The following is a 16,183-nucleotide window of genomic DNA, read 5'->3' as shown; positions in this document are numbered from 1 at the left end:
CCACCATGAGCGTAGCGGAGTATTTTTCTTCGATGGATTACGGTCCCGCACCCGAGGACGATCAGCCCGCGCGCCAATGGCTCGCGCAACATGAAGCGCGTTTCGGGCATTTCATCGGCGGCGCGTGGCATGCGCCGGCGAGCGGCGCGCAGTTCGTCTCGCATGCGCCCGCGAGCGGCGAGCGACTCGCCGATATTGCGCAAGGCGACGCGGCCGATATCGACGCCGCGGTAGCCGCCGCTCGCGCGGCGCAGCCGGGCTGGCTAGCGCTCGGCGGCAAGGGGCGCGCGCGGCATCTGTATGCGCTCGCTCGCATGGTGCAGCGGCATAGCCGGCTCTTTGCGGTGCTCGAAGCGCTCGATAACGGCAAGCCGATACGCGAGACGCGTGACCTCGACGTGCCGCTCGTCGCGCGTCACTTCCTGCATCACGCGGGCTGGGCGCAGTTGCAGGACAGCGAGTTCGCGGATCATGCGCCGCTTGGCGTGATCGGCCAGATCGTGCCGTGGAATTTTCCGCTGCTGATGCTCGCATGGAAGATCGCACCCGCTATCGCAACGGGCAATTGCGTCGTGTTGAAGCCGGCCGAATACACGCCGCTGACCGCATTGCTGTTCGCCGAACTCGCGCATCAGGCGGGTCTGCCCGCAGGCGTGCTGAACGTCGTCACTGGCGACGGCTCGACGGGCGCAGCGTTGGTCGAGCATCCGCAAGTCGACAAGATTGCGTTCACCGGTTCGACGGAGGTTGGCAAGCTGATCCGCTCGGTCACGGCGGGCTCGGGCAAATCGCTGACGCTCGAACTCGGCGGCAAATCGCCATTCATCGTATTCGACGACGCCGACCTCGACGGTGCGGTCGAAGGCGTGGTCGACGCCATCTGGTTCAACCAGGGGCAAGTCTGCTGCGCGGGCTCGCGCCTGCTCGTGCAGGAAGGCATCGAGGCGCGCTTCGTCGCAAAGCTCAAGCGCCGCATGGAGACGCTGCGTGTGGGTCCGTCGCTCGACAAGAGCATCGACATGGGGGCAATCGTCGATCCGGTGCAACTGGAGCGGATTCACTCGCTCGTCGAAACCGGGCGGCGCGAAGGTTGCGCGATCTGGCAGGCGGCGGATACCGCGTTGCCCGCCAACGGCTGCTTTTATCCGCCAACGCTCGTCACTAACGTTGCGCCCGCATCGACTCTTGCACAGGAAGAGATCTTCGGTCCCGTGCTCGTCACGATGAGCTTTCGCACGCCCGACGAAGCCATCGCGCTCGCGAACAATTCACGCTATGGACTCGCCGCCAGCGTGTGGAGCGAAACGATCGGCCGCGCGCTCGATGTCGCGCCGCGGCTCGCGGCGGGCGTCGTCTGGGTCAACGCGACGAACCTGTTCGACGCGGCCGTCGGTTTTGGCGGGTATCGCGAATCGGGCTATGGACGCGAGGGCGGACGTGAGGGCATTCACGAATATCTGAAACCGCGTGCGTGGCTCAATCTTCCGAAGCGCCAGCCGGTTAGCGCGGCGACGAATGCGAGCGACGATCGTCAGGTTTCGAACCTTGCGTTGATCGACCGCACGGCCAAGCTCTTTATTGGCGGCAAGCAGGTGCGTCCGGACAGCGGCTATTCGTTGCCGGTTCATGCGCCCGATGGAACGCGGGTCGGCGAAGTGGGCGAGGGCAACCGCAAGGACATTCGCAACGCGGTGCAAGCGGCGCGTGCGGCGCAGAAGTGGTCGCAGGCGAGCACGCATAACCGCGCGCAGGTGCTGTTCTATCTTGCGGAGAATCTGGCGGTGCGTGCGGACGAATTCGCGCATCAACTGACGGTGCGAAACGGCGCGACGGATGCCGCGGCGCACGCGGAGGTGGAAGCCTCGGTCACGCGTCTGTTCACCTACGCGGCGTGGGCTGACAAGTTCGATGGCGCAGTGCATACGCCGCCGCTGCGAGGTGTCGCGTTGGCCATGCACGAGCCGCTCGGCGTGATCGGCATCGCATGTCCGGACGAGTCGCCGTTGCTTGCTTTCGTTTCGCTCGCGGCGCCGGCGCTGGCAATGGGCAATCGCGTCGTGGTGCTGCCGGGCGAGGCGTGTCCGCTCGCGGTGACGGACTTTTATCAGGTCGTCGAGACGTCCGACGTGCCCGGCGGCGTAGTGAACATCGTCACGGGCAAACGGGAAGCGCTGCTGCCGGCGCTTGCCCGGCACGACGACGTGGACGCGGTGTGGTCCTTCGGCAGCGCGGCGGATGCGACGCTGATCGAGCGTGAGTCGGTCGGCAACCTGAAGCGCACCTTCACCGACTACGGCCGCCAGTTCGACTGGTTCGACCGTGCAAGCGAGGGCCTGCCGTTTCTGCGTCAGGCCGTGCAGGTGAAGAACATCTGGATACCGTACGGAGACTGACCGCGCAGCGTATGCACGCCAACCAGAAAATGGAGGAGACAACGTGCTGAACACTCTTTACCTGCTGTTGAAGAACGACATGGTGCGGCACGCGCCGCATCGCGCTGCGATGACCACCTCGCGAGGAGGGCTGCGTTCATGAGCTCGCAGCCACAACAGAGCGGACGTGTCGTCATTCTCGGCATCTACGTGACCGATCTGACGTTTCGTGCGGCGCGCATGCCGCTCGTCGGCGAGACGATTGCGGGCTCCGCATTTGCGATGGGGCCCGGCGGAAAAGGCTCGAACCAGGCAGTCGCCGCGGCACGCGCGGGCGCTGAGGTCGTGTTCTGCACGCGCATCGGCAACGACGCATTCGGCTCCATTGCACAAGCAACGTGGGCGCGAGAGGGCATCACGGCGCGCGCCTCGGTGGTCGAAGGCGTCTCCACGGGCGCCGCGCATATTTTCGTCGACGACACCACCGGCATGAACGCCATTATCGTTGCCGCGGGCGCGGCGGGGACGCTGAGCGCGGCCGACGTCGATGCCATCGAAGCCGATATAGCGGGCTCGCGCGTCTTCGTCACGCAACTCGAACAGCCGCTGGCGGCCGCGCGGCGCGGCCTGGAAGTGGCACGCAAGCATGGCGTCACGACCGTCTTCAATCCTGCGCCTGCATTGCCGCTCGACGACGACATCTTCCCGTTGTGCGACTACATCACGCCGAACGAAACCGAAGCCGCCGCGCTGACGGGCGTGCCGATCGCGAACGTCGACGATGCGCGGCGTGCAGCCGACGTGTTGCTCGCGAAAGGCGTCGGCACTGTGATCGTGACGCTCGGCGAGGGCGGCGCATTGCTGCATGACGCAACCCGATCGATATGGTTGCCTGCGTTCCGGTGCGGTGCGGTGGTCGAAACCGCCGGCGCGGGCGACGGCTTCACAGGCGGCTTTGCGGCCGCTCTCGCGCGCGGCGACGACGCGATTTCCGCCATGCGTTTCGGCTGCGCGCTCGCGGGCATATCCGTCACGCGCGCGGGCACGGCGCCTTCAATGCCGACGCTCGCCGAAGTGAACCGTGTACTGAGCGAGTCGGCTCAACCAGCGCAGGCTTCGTAATCATTCGTGCAGTGTCAGGGAGATCGTCAGCGCCATGAAGTCTTCGTTTGCTGCGGGAAAACTGTTTGCCGACCGGCAACTGAATTTTCTGCTGATCGTCAACGTGCTCGTCGTGCTGGTCGCGACGTGGCTCTCGCGCGGCCAGTTTGTAGACATCGACAACCTTCAGTCGATGGGCGGCCAATTGCCGGAACTCGGCTTGCTCGCCCTCGGCATCATGCTGTCGATGGTGTCGGGCAACGGCGGCATCGACCTGTCCGGTGTCGGGCTCGCGAACCTGTCGGGCATGGTCGCAGCGATGCTCGTGCCGCGCCTCGTCAACGGTGACGATTCGCCGGTGCTGTACACGTCGCTCTTCTGCGCGATCGTGCTGATCATGGGGTTGCTGGGCGGCCTGCTCAACGGCGTGGTGATCGCGCGCCTCAGACTGACACCGATTCTTTGCACGCTCGGCACGCAATTGCTGTTTACCGGCTTCGCGGTTGTGATCAGCAACGGCGCGTCGGTGCATGTCGATTATGTCGAGCCCTTGTCGGATATCGGCAACGGCACGGTGCTGCAAGTGCCGATTGCGTTCTGCATCTTTCTTGCCGCGGTGATCGTTCTCGGGTGGCTGCTCAAGCGCAGCCCATTCGGCCTGCGACTCTATCTGATGGGCACGAATCCGAAGGCCGCGTTCTACGCGGGCATTCCGCGCGCGCGCATGCTGATCACCACTTACGCGATGTGCGGCGTGCTGGCTTCGCTCGCCGGCCTGATCAGCGCGACGCATACCTCTAGCGCGAAGTGGGATTACGGCAACTCGTATCTGCTGATCGCCATCCTGATCGCGGTGATGGGCGGCGTGAATCCGGCCGGCGGCCATGGTCGCATTATCTGCGTGTTCTTCGCTGCGACGGTACTGCAGTTTCTGTCGAGCCTCTTCAATCTGCTGGGCGTGTCGCAGTTTTTCGGCGACTGCGCGTGGGGCTTTTTGCTGCTGCTGTCGCTGGCGTTCGCGGGCGGTGAACGCGTGCGGGCGATCTTCGGTCTGGGCGGTGGAGGAGGGTCCAATCAGCCCGCGAAGCCCCCGGCTTCCGGCAGTGCGGGCGCGACGCAGAGGCGTTAGCGCAATAGCGGGTTTTCGGTAAAGGCGGACAGGTTGCCCTGCCTGTTCGCGACGGCTGACACGGCCAGCACGGGCGACATCGAACGATAAAGGAGACTTTGCATGAAATTGACTCGACTGGGCGCCGCGCTCGCAGCAGCCGCTCTTACGGTGGGCGTGATCGCCGCGGCGCAGGCCGCGACCAACGAGACGATTGTCACGGTCGTCAAGGTGACGGGTATCAACTGGTTCAACCGGATGGACGAAGGCGTCAAGGAGTTCGCGAAGGACAACCCCGGCGTGACCGCGTATCAGACGGGCCCAGGGCGGGCGGACGCGGCGCAGCAACTGAAGATCATCGAAGACCTGATCGCGAAGAAAGTGAACGCGATCGCCGTCGTCCCCTACGATCCGCCGACGCTCGAACCGGCGCTGAAGAAGGCGATGGATCGCGGCATCAAGGTGGTCACGCATGAAGCGGACAACGCGAAGAACACGATGGTCGACATCGAGGCCTTCGACAACACCGCTTATGGCGCCGGTCTGAATGAACGCCTCGCTTCCTGCATGCACAACGAGGGCAAGTGGGCGGTGCTGGTCGGCTCGCTCGGTAGCCGCTCGCAGGTCCAATGGGCCGACGGCGGCATTGGCAACGCGAAGGCCAAATACCCGAAGATGAATCTGGTCGAGCCGAAACTCGAAACCAACAACGATGGCGAGCGCGCCTATGAAGTCGCAAAAGAAGTACTGCGCAAGCATCCGGACCTGAAGGGCTTCCAGGGTTCGTCGTCGCTGGATGTGATCGGCATTGGCCGTGCGGTCGAAGAAGCGGGCATGCAGGGCAAGATCTGCGTGTACGGTACGGGTCTGCCGACCGAGGCCGGCAAGTTCCTCGAAAGCGGCGCGATCAACGGCATTGCGTTCTGGGATCCCAAGCTTGCCGGCATTGCGATGAACAAGGTCGCGAAGATGCTGGTGGACGGCAAGACAGTGGAGAACGGCGCGGATCTCGGCATTCCGGGCTACACGAAGGTGACGGTCGCGAAGGGCCCGGGCAAGGGCATCATCGTGCGCGGCCAGGGCTGGGTGAATGTCGACAAGTCGAACTACAAGCAGTATCCGTTCTGATTCCGTTGTTCACTTCGGGGCGCGTCCGGTGGGCGCGCCCCGGCACCGCGACCGATCATCATGAATCAACAAGAAGTATCTTCCGCGCCTTTGTCGCAACCTTTTCTGGAAGTGGTCGGCGTGCATAAGCGCTTTACCGGCGTACATGCATTGCGTGGCGTAAGCCTCTCCTTCCAGCGCGGGCAGATCTATCACCTGCTCGGTGAAAACGGCTGCGGCAAGAGCACGCTGATCAAGATCATTTCCGGCGCGCAACCGCCGGACGAGGGCCAACTGGTTATCGAAGGCGTGCCGCACGCGCGGCTGTCCGCGCTCGAGGCGCTCGCCGCAGGCATCGAAACCGTATATCAGGATCTCTCGCTGCTGCCCAACATGAGCGTCGCCGAGAACGTCGCGCTCACGTCGGAGCTTGCGACACACGAAGGACGGCTCGCGCGCACCTTCGATCGCCGCGTACTCGCCGCCACCGCCGCGCGCGCGCTCGAAGCCGTGGGCCTGCCCGGCAACAGCGAGTTTCAATCGACGCTGATCGAGCAATTGCCGCTTGCGACGCGCCAGCTCGTCGCCATTGCCCGCGCGATTGCGAGCGAGGCGAAGTTCGTCATCATGGACGAGCCCACTACGTCGCTCACGCAAAAAGAAGTCGACAATCTGATCGCAGTGCTCGCAAACCTTCGCGCGCAAGGCGTGACGGTGCTGTTCGTGAGTCACAAGCTCGACGAGTGCTACGCGATCGGCGGCGAAGTGATCGTGTTGCGCGACGGACAGAAAATGGCGCAAGGGCCCATTGCTGAGTTCACCAAGGCGCAAATTAGCGAACTGATGACGGGCCGCCATCTGTCGAACGAACGTTACCGCGAGAGCGCGCATGCGCAGGACATCGTGCTCGACGTGCGCGGCTTCACGCGCGCGGGACAGTTCAGCGACGTCTCGTTCAAGCTGCACGGCGGCGAGATTCTCGGCGTGACCGGGCTGCTCGATTCCGGGCGCAACGAGCTTGCGCGTGCGCTGGCGGGCGTCGCACCGGCGCAGTCGGGCGACGTGCTGCTCGACGGGCAGCAGATCGCACTGCGCACGCCTTCCGACGCGAAGCGCCATCGCATCGGCTATGTGCCCGAAGACCGCTTGAACGAGGGCCTTTTTCTCGACAAACCGATTCGCGACAACGTGATCACCGCGATGATTTCGAGCCTGCGCGACCGCTTCGGTCAGATCGACCGCACGCGCGCTCAAGCGCTCGCCGAACAGACCGTGAAGGAGTTGCAGATCGCAACGCCTGGCGTCGACAAACCGGTACAGTCACTATCGGGCGGCAACCAGCAACGCGTGTTGATCGGCCGCTGGCTCGCCATCGACCCGCGCGTGCTGATTCTGCATGGACCGACTGTGGGCGTGGACGTGGGCTCCAAGGACATCATTTACCGGATCATGCAGCGACTGTCGCAACGCGGTATAGGCATCATTCTGATCAGCGACGACTTGCCCGAACTTCTTCAGAACTGCGACCGCATTCTGATGATGAAGAAGGGCCGTGTGGCCGCAGAATATCGCGCCGACGAACTGAGCGAAGCCGATCTGTATCACGCGCTGCTTTCCGAAGCGGCATAGAGGACGTCAACCGCCATGAACTCGCGCATCCCGTCGCGCACCGACTCGTCCAGCGCATCGCCCAGCGAATCGGCCATGAAGCAGACCATGACCACTCCCACCGTCGTCGAAATCGCGCCGAGCGTCGAAGCGCCAGGGTTGCGCACGCGGCTCGCGCGCAACCCCGAGTGGTTCACCGTAGCGCTGATCGCGGTGACCTGCCTGATCGTCGGCGCAATCAATCCACGATTTTTCCAGCTCGCAACGCTGTTCGACCTGCTGCATTCGGCGACCACGATGTCGCTGTTCGCGCTCGGCACGCTCGTCGTGCTCGCATCGGGCGGCATCGACGTGTCGTTCACCGCGATCGCCGCGCTGACCATGTACGGCATCACGAAAGCCGTGTTCGCCTGGTGGCCGGACGCGCCGTTCGCGTTGATCCTCGTCACCGGTGCGCTCGGCGGCGTCGTGCTCGGCATGGTGAACGGGCTGCTCGTGCATCGGCTGAAAGCGCCTTCGCTGATCGTCACGATCGGCACGCAATATCTGTATCGCGGGCTTTTGCTGACGTTCATCGGCACGACGTTCTTCATGAACATTCCGCACAGCATGGATCGATTCGGACGCATTCCGCTGTTTTTCTATCACACCGCGGACGGCTTGCGCGCGGTGCTGCCCGTGTCGGTCCTCGCGCTGGTCGCGGCCGCGGTCGTCACATGGTGGCTGCTGAATCGCACGATGATGGGCCGCGCCGTCTACGCGATGGGCGGCTCGCTGGCGATTGCCGAGCGGCTCGGCTACAACCTGCGCGCGATCCATCTGTTCGTGTTCGGCTATACAGGCATGCTCGCGGGCATCGCGGGCATTCTGCACGTGTCGAACAACCGCCTCGCGAATCCGTTCGATCTGGTGGGTTCCGAACTCGACGTGATCGCCGCAGTAATTCTCGGCGGCGCCCGCATTACGGGCGGCACGGGTACGGTAGTGGGAACGCTGCTAGGCGTGGTGCTGGTCACGCTCATCAAGAGCGTGCTGATTCTCGTCGGCGTACCGAGCACCTGGCAAAAGGTGATTATCGGCGCGTTTATTCTGCTTGCCGGGACGCTCTTCGCGCTGCAACGCAAACGCTGAGCATTTTTGGCCGGGCACGCGCTGCGCTTAGCACGTATCGAAGCGCAGCGCTGCAAGCGAGAACGCAAGCAAAAACGGACGCGGACGCCGTGAAGAGACGGAACGTGTGCGCTATCTGCGCTTGCGGTGCTCCTGGCCGCGCTCGGTGATGATCGAATCGAAGTCGTCGACCTGCGAGAACCGCACGGCCTTGACGACGCCGAACTTGCTCATGTCCACCACGAGGTGCCGTTCGACGGCGCTCGCCATTGCCGCCTGCTTCAACGCGACTTCGTGAAAATTCCAGCACGTCACGCCGCGCGCAGGGTCCACGCCGCCCGCTGAAATAAACGCCTTGTTGATGCCCATGCGGCGCAGCATCTCCAGGCTTTCCTCGCCCGCAAACGAATCCGACGAAGGCACGTACACGCCGCCAAGCAGGATCATCCGCACATTCGGCTTGCGCCGCAAAATCTCGGCCACGTTCAACGAATAGCACACCACCGTGACATGCCGCTCGGGCGGAATGAGCCGCGCGAGCGTGGTGAGCGTCGTGCCGCAGTCGATAAAAAGCGTTTCGTTGTTGCCGATAAGCCCCGCGGCGATTGACGACGCCTCCGCCTTGGCCTGGGCGAAGTGGTCCTTTTCCTGTTCGAGCGAATAGCCGGCATTGTTCGGCACGTCGGTCGCGCTGACGATGTAGCCGCCGAGATACGTGAAGCGATCCGAGTTGGCCGCGATGTCGCGGCGCACCGTCATTTCGGACACGCCCAGCAAAGCCGCGGCGTCGCGCAGACGCATCACGTTTTGCCTCGTCAAGGCATCGGCGAGAGCGCGAAGACGATCGGGTTTCGGCATGGGAATCCTGGCGCGTGGGCAGCGTGAGCGGCGTTATATTTGAATCAGAACTGCTGAAAGAATTATAACAACTGGCCGGTGCTACGGCGAGCGCGCAAGCGCGCGAGTCTGTGTGAATCCTGGCAAGTGTTTGCGAGCATCTGTGACTCGCGGCGTCGTGCCTCACCGTTAACCGATGGGAACGTGCTTTGCTGCGTCACGGGCGCGGCCGCCGCGTGGCGCGCGGGCGTCGACTCACAACCCGTATGGAGATTGCAATGGCAGGCTTACCGGTCGAACCGACAGTAGAGGACCGAATTCGCAAGCGCGCGTATGAGCTGTGGGAGAGCGACGGCTCGCCCGAAGGGCGGCCCGACGATTACTGGCTGCGCGCGCAGGCACAGATCGAAGCGGAAGGCGACGCGGGCGACGCCGAGCCGCCGATTGCTGCGGAACAGTCGGGCAAGGGCCGACGCGCGGCGGAAGTAATCGACGACGAGAGCGCGGAAACATTGGACACCGCGCAGCCCCGCACCGCCGCGAAGACGCGCGGCAACGGCAGCGCGAAACGCAGCTAGCGCGGCATAACCACTACACGCGGGAGAAGACATCATGGACTTCGAATATGGAGGCTGCATCGTTCATGTCACGGCAGGCGTCGACGACGGCGCGATCGTCGCGCACGTGAGGATCGAGGTGACGCAAGGCGCCGTGAGTTCGAGCGACGATACGCACGATATGGAGTTTCATCGCGATTTCGTCGACGAGCATGAGGCGATCGAGTTCGCGCGCGAACGAGCGACCGACTGGATCGACGAGCATGTCGAGCGAGTGGAGCCCGCATCGCCCGCCGACGGCTACAGCGGGCCGATCGCCTAGCAGCCCGTCACCCTCCACAACGTTTAAATTTCATCGCCGACCTGTACATTTTTCCATCGACGAGAAGCGCGGCGGCTCACACGTGACATTGCCGGGCATGCACGATGCGGCGCGCTACGCATCGGTTCGTCGAGCGGAGTAACGCATGCGCATCGCCCAGGTGTCACCGTTGTACGAGCGAGTGCCGCCCGTCGCTTATGGCGGCGTCGAAAGGGTGGTGGCATGGCTGGTGGACGGCCTCGTCTCGCTGGGCCACGACGTCACGCTCTTTGCAACCGGCGATTCCCGGACGCGAGCACGACTCGTCTCGGGCAGCGATTGTGCGATTCGCCCGATTGAAGATACGGCCGACGCGCAGGCGTTTCACTTCGCGATGCTCGAGGAAGTGGTACGGCGCGCGGATGACTTCGACCTCGTCCATTTTCACACCGACTACACGAGCTTTCCGTTCGCGCGGCGATTGGTATGCGCGTCGCTGACCACCTTGCATTGGCGACTCGACATACCTGGCTTAAGCGCGTTGTACCACCAGTTTGCCGATATGCCGGTGGTGTCGATTTCCGACGCGCAGCGCGCGCCGCTTCCGTGGCTCGACTGGCGGGCGACCGTCCATCATGGCTTGCCTGCCGATCTGCTGCGTTTTCATGAAGAGCCGGGCGACTATGTGGCGTTTCTCGGTCGCATCTCGCCGGCCAAGCGGCCCGACCGCGCAATAGAAATCGCGCGGCGCGCGGGCCTGCCGTTACGCATCGCCGCCAAAATCGCCCACGATGACCGCGAGTATTTCGAGCAGGAAATTGCGAGCCTCTTTGAGTTGCCGCACGTCGAGTATTGCGGGGAACTCGACGACGCGCGCAAAAACGATTTTCTCGGGCAGGCTCGCGCGTTACTGTTCCCCATCGACTGGCCCGAGCCTTTTGGGCTCGTGATGATCGAAGCGCTCGCCTGCGGCACGCCCGTGATCGCGTTCGACAACGGCGCCGCGCCGGAAATAGTCGAACACGGCGTGACCGGTTTCCTCGTCGATTCCGTCGACGAAGCAGTGGCCGCGCTCGCGGAAATCGACACAATCGACCGCGCTGCTTGCCGGGCGGCATTCGAGCGCCGTTTCACCGTCGAGCGGATGGTCGATCAGTACTCGCGTATTTACGAAGCGATGCTGCGCGGCTCTTGCGACGCGCAATCTGGGCAGAACGATTGAAGCAAGCCGAAACGAAACAGCACTACGGAGCGTCTTTCATGCGATTTCTTGCGATTGCGACCGACTACGACAACACCCTCGCATCCGACGGACGCGTCGCCGACGCAACGTGGGATGCGCTCGACCGCCTGCGCGCCTCGGGCCGCCAGGCGATCCTCGTGAGCGGCAGGGAGATGGACGACCTGCTCGCCGTCTGCCCGCGGCTCGACATGTTCTCGCGGGTGGTCGCGGAAAACGGCGGTGTGTTGTACACGCCGGCGACGGGCACACGGAGGCTCCTGGCGCCGCCACCGCCGCCCGTTTTCGTCGACGAACTGAGGCGCCGTGGCCTGCATCATTTCAGCGTCAGCGAAACGCTCATTGCGACGATGAAACCCGCCGAGCAGATCGCGCTTGCCGCGATTCGGGATTTGGGGCTCGGCTTGCAGATTATCTTCAACGGCGAGGCGGTCATGATCGTGTCGCCGGGCATATCGAAAGCAAGCGGCTTGCAGGAGGCGTTAAGCGAACTGGCGTTGTCGGCCTTCAATGTCGCGGGAGTAGGCGACGCCGAGAACGATCATGCGCTGCTCGACGCGTGCGGTTTTTCGGTGGCGGTTGCGAATGCTCTGCCGGCCCTGAAGGAGCGCGCCGATATGATCACGAGCCAGGCGGCGGGCGCGGGTGTCGCCGAACTGGTCGACGCGCTGGTGAAGGACGACTTGCGCGAACGGGCGAGCATGACGCCGCGCAGTCGCGTCCTTGTTGGACATGCGCGCGATGGCGGCGAGCCGGCCGACCAGTATTGCGCGGCGCATGGCACGGTGGCGCTGCTTGCCGGTGAATCGGGCTGCGGAAAGTCGACGGCCTGCGCGGGTCTTCTTGAACGGTTGGCGGGTATGCACCAGCAGTTGTGCATCATCGATCCGGAAGGCGACTACCAGAACGACGAGGATACGATCGTGGTCGGCGACGCGCACACCGCCCCGCTGATCGAGGAAGTCGTGCAGTTGCTGCTGCGCCCTCCGCGCGCTGCGGTAGCCGTCAATCTGCTGCGCGTGCCGCTGCCCGAGCGGCCCGCGTTCTGCGCGTCGTTGCTACTGGAAGTGCAGCAGTTGCGCGTGCGAACCGGGCGGCCGCATTGGCTCGTGTTCGACGAGGCACATCATCTGTTTCCCGCTGGATGGGCAGGGGCCAGCCAGACCATTCCGCAGACGCTTGCGACCGCGCTTGCGATCACGGTGTCTCCGCAGCAACTCGACGGCGCGTTCCTGAGTCAGGTGAATCTGATGCTCGCGATGGGTCCGAGCGCGAGCAAGGCCGTGCAAGAACTCGCGAAGGCGACGGATCGCACTGTGCCGAACGTCGACGATATGCTCGGGCAAGCGCAACTGCGACCCGGCGAGGCGCTGTTATGGCGTCTTGGCGAGCCGGCGCCCGAACGTGTGATCCGGCTGGAACCGGGCACGAAGCATCGGCTCAGACATCGGCGAAAATACGCGGAGGGGCTGCTGATTCCCGAGCGCAGTTTCTATTTCCGCGGGCCCGAAGGTGCATTGAATCTGCGCGCTCACAACCTGGTGCTGTTCGTGGAGATCGCGGAGGGCGTCGACGCCGCCACCTGGCAGTATCACCGCGAGCACGGCGACTATTCACGGTGGTTCGAAAAGGAAATCGGCGACCCGGATCTCGCGGCGCAGGCGCGGCAGGTCGAGCAGGACAGTTCGCTCGATGCAGCCGGGAGCCTCGCACGAATCAAGGCTGCAGTGCAGGAACGCTATACGCAGCCGGAGAATCCGTCGATGCCGGCCGTGCTGACCACGAAGCGTGACGCTCCGGCGGCCGACGCTTCGGCGCCCGACGATTTGAAGCCCGAAATCTCGGCTCAAAAGGATGGCGCGGCGTAGTGTCGGATGTTACGGATACCGTAATAAATCGGCATCTGCCACGCATCAGCTAGTCGACGCGTGCAAGGCTCGCGCCCGTCTTGCGCGCGCCTCGCCTGGGCGAATCGGTTCGCGCAGAATTCACCGCGACCGCTGGCGCAGCGCTCTTGTGTTTCGCTGCGCGCAACGTTGCGAGCGTATCGAACAGTCGCTGCACGTCGGTCGCGTTCGACGGCGCATCGAAATACAGCGCCATGCGTTCGAGCATTTGCAGTGCTTCATTAGCGCGACCGCCTTCCTGCCGCAAACCGGCCAGTGCCAGCGACGCGCGCAGTTCCCACATTCTCGCGCCCTGTGAACGCGCCATCTCGATTGCCTTGACGAAGCAGGACTCGGCGTCGGTGAGCTTGCGCTGCGCGTGCGCGGCGACTCCGAGCACGCGCCACAGTTCGGGCGCGAACACCATCTCGCCGTTGGCCCCGCAAAACTGCAGCGTATCGGTGAGCTGGCGCGACGCTTCGTCGATCCGTCCGGCGGCCACGAGGGCCTCGGCATAGGCGCCGATGAAGAGCGTGATGAGGCGCCGGAAACCACGCTCGATCAGCGCGTTGAGCGAAGTTTCCAGCAGCGCGACACCGCGCTGCTGGTCGCCGCCGAGAATGTCGCGATACGCGCACAGACAGTTGCAGTAGTCGCGCCAGACGTCGAGGCCATGCAGCGCCGCCTGCGAGCGCATGATCTCCAGATACACCGCGCCGCGCTTGAGGTCGCCGCACATCAGCGCGAGCGGCGCGGCCGAGGCGCCGAGCGTGTGCGTGAGCAACGGTTCCATGATATCGGGCCGCACGAGGCCGACGAGCGTATCGACGAGCTTCATCGCCTCGCCACAATGTCCTTCGAGCCACGCAATGCGCGCGAGCGTGCCGTTGCAGTAGACAAGCGGATGGACGGCGATCGAGTTGTCGCGCTGCCCGCTGTATTCGAGTTCTGCAAAGCGGTCGCGCGTGCGCAGCAGTTCTGCTTTCGCCTCGGCATGTCGGCCGAGGCAATGCAGCGAAATCGCGACAATCTGATCGGCTAGCGTTTCCTGCCACGGGTTGGCGCGAGCGCGTGCGAGCTGCCGCAAGCGCTTCGCGAACTGCATCGACTCGTGGATGTTGCCGCTCGAAATCATGGTGGTCCACAAGCCCCAGAGCGAGCGTGCCTGAAATGCTGCGTCACCGTGTTCGGTCGCGAGCGAGAGGACATTGCGCCACAACCGCTCAGACGTCGAGACATAGCCGCGCACGTGCGGCAGCGCGGAAGCCAATGCCGCGCGTACGCGCATCTCGCCGAGCGCATCGACGCTGCCCGGGGGCAGCCTGTCCAATGCATCGACCGCGCGGCTTGCGCGCTCACAGCATTCCGCGATCATTCCACTGTCGAGCAGCGCGCCCGTGAGATTCGATGCGAGCTCGATGCCCAGGTGCACATCGCCGTCGGCGGAAAACGCCCAGTCGTCTGCGTTGCGTGCGTCGTCGAATGTGTGCCTGAGGGCCGCGGCGCTATCCGCGTTGCCACCCACCGTTTGCGCCGTGTGTGCCATGAAACATTGCGACAGATAGCGCGCGTGGCGCAAGGCCATGTCCTGCCGCTCGCCTTCGGCCTGCAGCTTTTCGAGCGCATACGCACGCGTCGATTCCAGCAGACGGTAGCGCGCCACGGGGCCGTCGAACTCCACGTTCACGAGCGACTTGGCAAGCAGTTCGCTGATCGCGCTGATCGCGTCGGCCACCGTCAGCGACGTGTCGCATGCGACCGCGCACATCGCTTCAAAGCTGAAGACGCCGCCGAACACCGCGCTTCGTCTGAAGAGCGCCTGCGAATCCGAGTCGAGCAGCGCGAAGCTCCAGTCGAACGTCGCGCGCAAGGTCTGGTGGCGCGGCAACGCAGTACGGTAGCCGCCCGCGAGTATCGCCATGCGGTCGTCGAGCCGTTGATGCACACCGACCACGCCGAGCGTCACCACGCGCGCCGCCGCCAGTTCGAGCGCAAGCGGAATGCCGTCCAGACGCCGGCATATTTCGCCGACGAGCCGCAGTTCCGCGCTATCCGCGGCGACTTCGCGCTGCAACGAGTTGGCGCGCAGCAAAAACAGACTGACGGCCGATTGCTGCAGAATCTGCGCGTCGGGGCAGCCAGGCTGCGGCACGTCGAGCGGCTCGACGCGCAGAATCGCTTCGGCCATGATGCGCAGCGGCTCGCGACTCGTTACAAGCACCCGCAAATTGGCGTTGGCCGCGACCAGTGCCTCGACCATTTCCGCGACGTGCGCGACCACGTGTTCGGCGTTATCGAGCACGAGCAGACGGCGCTGGTCTGCAAGCACCAAGGCGATTTGCGCGAGGCCCGGCGTCCCGTGTTCGACCGGCAACCCGCAGCCTTGCGCGGTGGCGGCCAGCACTTCGTCGCGCGTGCCGAGCGTGGCCAGTTCAACGAACCACACAGGCTCCGCGAAATCTGCGGCGGCATGACGGGCGGCTTCAATAGCGAGGCTCGTCTTGCCGATGCCGCCTGCGCCGGCTAGCGTCAGCACGCGCGTGTGTTCGAGCATCGAGCGGATTTGAGCGATGGCCGTGTCGCGCCCCACGAGTGGCGTGCGCGGAGGCGGAAGAGGGCGCCCGGCGGGCGCAGGCATCGGCGGCGTGGCTGCTCTCGCGGCTCGATGCCGCTGCACGAGTTGATAGCCGCGGCCAGGCACGGTCAGAATCAGATCGCGATCCGCGCCGAGAATCTTGCGCAGTGCAGACAAATGCACCTGGATATTATTTTCTTCGACGATGGTATCCGGCCATACGGCGTCCATCAACTCGTCTTTCGTGACGAGGCGTCCGCCGGCCTTGACGACCATTGCGAGAATTTCGAAGGCGCGCGAGCCGAGCGGCACACGTTCGCCGTCACACCATAAGGTGCGCAGTTCCAGATCGATTTGAAAGCGGCCTAGTTCAATCATGTC

General features: G+C 64.2%; 12 protein-coding genes. 10 read left to right on the top strand and 2 right to left on the bottom strand.

Going from position 1 to position 16,183, the window contains the following annotated elements; translation table 11 throughout:
* Window positions 1-5 precede the first annotated feature (5 nt).
* The 6 genes from BCA01S_RS12050 to BCA01S_RS12015 all read left to right on the top strand — a co-directional run bounded on the left by BCA01S_RS12050 (window position 6) and on the right by BCA01S_RS12015 (window position 8,427).
* Window positions 6-2,393, top strand: a complete 2,388-nt coding sequence (locus BCA01S_RS12050; protein ID WP_027777099.1) for an aldehyde dehydrogenase family protein — start codon at window positions 6-8, stop codon at window positions 2,391-2,393.
* A 138-nt stretch (window positions 2,394-2,531) separates the two neighbouring features.
* Window positions 2,532-3,494, top strand: a complete 963-nt coding sequence (rbsK, locus tag BCA01S_RS12040; RefSeq protein ID WP_027777098.1) for a ribokinase — start codon at window positions 2,532-2,534, stop codon at window positions 3,492-3,494.
* A 34-nt stretch (window positions 3,495-3,528) separates the two neighbouring features.
* A complete protein-coding gene (locus BCA01S_RS12035; protein ID WP_027777097.1) occupies window positions 3,529-4,602 on the top strand; it encodes an ABC transporter permease in 1,074 nt (357 codons plus the stop codon).
* A gap of 102 nt (window positions 4,603-4,704) precedes the next feature.
* The gene (locus tag BCA01S_RS12025) at window positions 4,705-5,709 is read left to right on the top strand and encodes an autoinducer 2 ABC transporter substrate-binding protein (RefSeq protein ID WP_027777096.1); all 1,005 of its coding nucleotides are present in this window, start codon (window positions 4,705-4,707) and stop codon (window positions 5,707-5,709) included.
* Window positions 5,710-5,769: 60 nt separating this feature from the next.
* A complete protein-coding gene (locus BCA01S_RS12020; protein WP_027777095.1) occupies window positions 5,770-7,317 on the top strand; it encodes a sugar ABC transporter ATP-binding protein in 1,548 nt (515 codons plus the stop codon).
* Window positions 7,318-7,392: 75 nt separating this feature from the next.
* Window positions 7,393-8,427, top strand: coding sequence for an ABC transporter permease (locus BCA01S_RS12015; protein ID WP_244145935.1), 1,035 nt, complete (start codon window positions 7,393-7,395; stop codon window positions 8,425-8,427).
* A 111-nt stretch (window positions 8,428-8,538) separates the two neighbouring features.
* Here the strand turns inward: BCA01S_RS12015 and BCA01S_RS12010 are convergent, their stop codons facing one another.
* Window positions 8,539-9,264 (bottom strand): DeoR/GlpR family DNA-binding transcription regulator, encoded by a 726-nt coding sequence (locus tag BCA01S_RS12010; RefSeq protein ID WP_020066130.1) that lies wholly within the window; start codon window positions 9,262-9,264, stop codon window positions 8,539-8,541.
* A 257-nt stretch (window positions 9,265-9,521) separates the two neighbouring features.
* Between BCA01S_RS12010 and BCA01S_RS12005 the strand changes: the two genes are divergently transcribed.
* The 4 genes from BCA01S_RS12005 (at window position 9,522) to BCA01S_RS11990 (ending at window position 13,209) form a co-directional block, all read left to right on the top strand.
* Complete coding sequence (locus BCA01S_RS12005) at window positions 9,522-9,821, top strand: DUF2934 domain-containing protein (protein WP_027777093.1); 300 nt, start codon at window positions 9,522-9,524, stop codon at window positions 9,819-9,821.
* Between the two features lie 34 nt (window positions 9,822-9,855).
* A complete protein-coding gene (locus BCA01S_RS12000; RefSeq protein WP_027777092.1) occupies window positions 9,856-10,122 on the top strand; it encodes a hypothetical protein in 267 nt (88 codons plus the stop codon).
* A 145-nt stretch (window positions 10,123-10,267) separates the two neighbouring features.
* Window positions 10,268-11,323, top strand: coding sequence for a glycosyltransferase family 4 protein (locus BCA01S_RS11995; RefSeq protein ID WP_027777091.1), 1,056 nt, complete (start codon window positions 10,268-10,270; stop codon window positions 11,321-11,323).
* A gap of 38 nt (window positions 11,324-11,361) precedes the next feature.
* Window positions 11,362-13,209, top strand: coding sequence for an HAD hydrolase family protein (locus BCA01S_RS11990; protein WP_027777090.1), 1,848 nt, complete (start codon window positions 11,362-11,364; stop codon window positions 13,207-13,209).
* A gap of 49 nt (window positions 13,210-13,258) precedes the next feature.
* On the opposite strand, the gene BCA01S_RS11985 is transcribed toward BCA01S_RS11990, so the two are convergent.
* The gene (locus tag BCA01S_RS11985; protein ID WP_027777089.1) at window positions 13,259-16,180 is read right to left on the bottom strand and encodes an ATP-binding protein; all 2,922 of its coding nucleotides are present in this window, start codon (window positions 16,178-16,180) and stop codon (window positions 13,259-13,261) included.
* Window positions 16,181-16,183 lie beyond the last annotated feature (3 nt).

It is taken from the genome of Paraburkholderia caledonica NBRC 102488 (assembly GCF_000685095.1).
GTDB lineage: Bacteria > Pseudomonadota > Gammaproteobacteria > Burkholderiales > Burkholderiaceae > Paraburkholderia > Paraburkholderia caledonica.
The sequence above is the reverse complement of the archived record's forward strand: the minus strand, read 5'-3'. Positions and strand labels throughout refer to the sequence as shown.

Excerpts from the sequence above, each read along its gene's own strand:
- BCA01S_RS12050 (WP_027777099.1), top strand. The coding sequence starts at position 6 with ATGAGCGTAGCGGAGTATTTTTCTTCGATGGATTACGGTCCCGCACCC.
- rbsK (WP_027777098.1), top strand. The coding sequence starts at position 2,532 with ATGAGCTCGCAGCCACAACAGAGCGGACGTGTCGTCATTCTCGGCATC.
- BCA01S_RS12035 (WP_027777097.1), top strand. The coding sequence starts at position 3,529 with ATGAAGTCTTCGTTTGCTGCGGGAAAACTGTTTGCCGACCGGCAACTG.
- BCA01S_RS12025 (WP_027777096.1), top strand. The coding sequence starts at position 4,705 with ATGAAATTGACTCGACTGGGCGCCGCGCTCGCAGCAGCCGCTCTTACG.
- BCA01S_RS12020 (WP_027777095.1), top strand. The coding sequence starts at position 5,770 with ATGAATCAACAAGAAGTATCTTCCGCGCCTTTGTCGCAACCTTTTCTG.
- BCA01S_RS12015 (WP_244145935.1), top strand. The coding sequence starts at position 7,393 with ATGAAGCAGACCATGACCACTCCCACCGTCGTCGAAATCGCGCCGAGC.
- BCA01S_RS12010 (WP_020066130.1), bottom strand. The coding sequence starts at position 9,264 with ATGCCGAAACCCGATCGTCTTCGCGCTCTCGCCGATGCCTTGACGAGG.
- BCA01S_RS12005 (WP_027777093.1), top strand. The coding sequence starts at position 9,522 with ATGGCAGGCTTACCGGTCGAACCGACAGTAGAGGACCGAATTCGCAAG.
- BCA01S_RS12000 (WP_027777092.1), top strand. The coding sequence starts at position 9,856 with ATGGACTTCGAATATGGAGGCTGCATCGTTCATGTCACGGCAGGCGTC.
- BCA01S_RS11995 (WP_027777091.1), top strand. The coding sequence starts at position 10,268 with ATGCGCATCGCCCAGGTGTCACCGTTGTACGAGCGAGTGCCGCCCGTC.
- BCA01S_RS11990 (WP_027777090.1), top strand. The coding sequence starts at position 11,362 with ATGCGATTTCTTGCGATTGCGACCGACTACGACAACACCCTCGCATCC.
- BCA01S_RS11985 (WP_027777089.1), bottom strand. The coding sequence starts at position 16,180 with ATGATTGAACTAGGCCGCTTTCAAATCGATCTGGAACTGCGCACCTTA.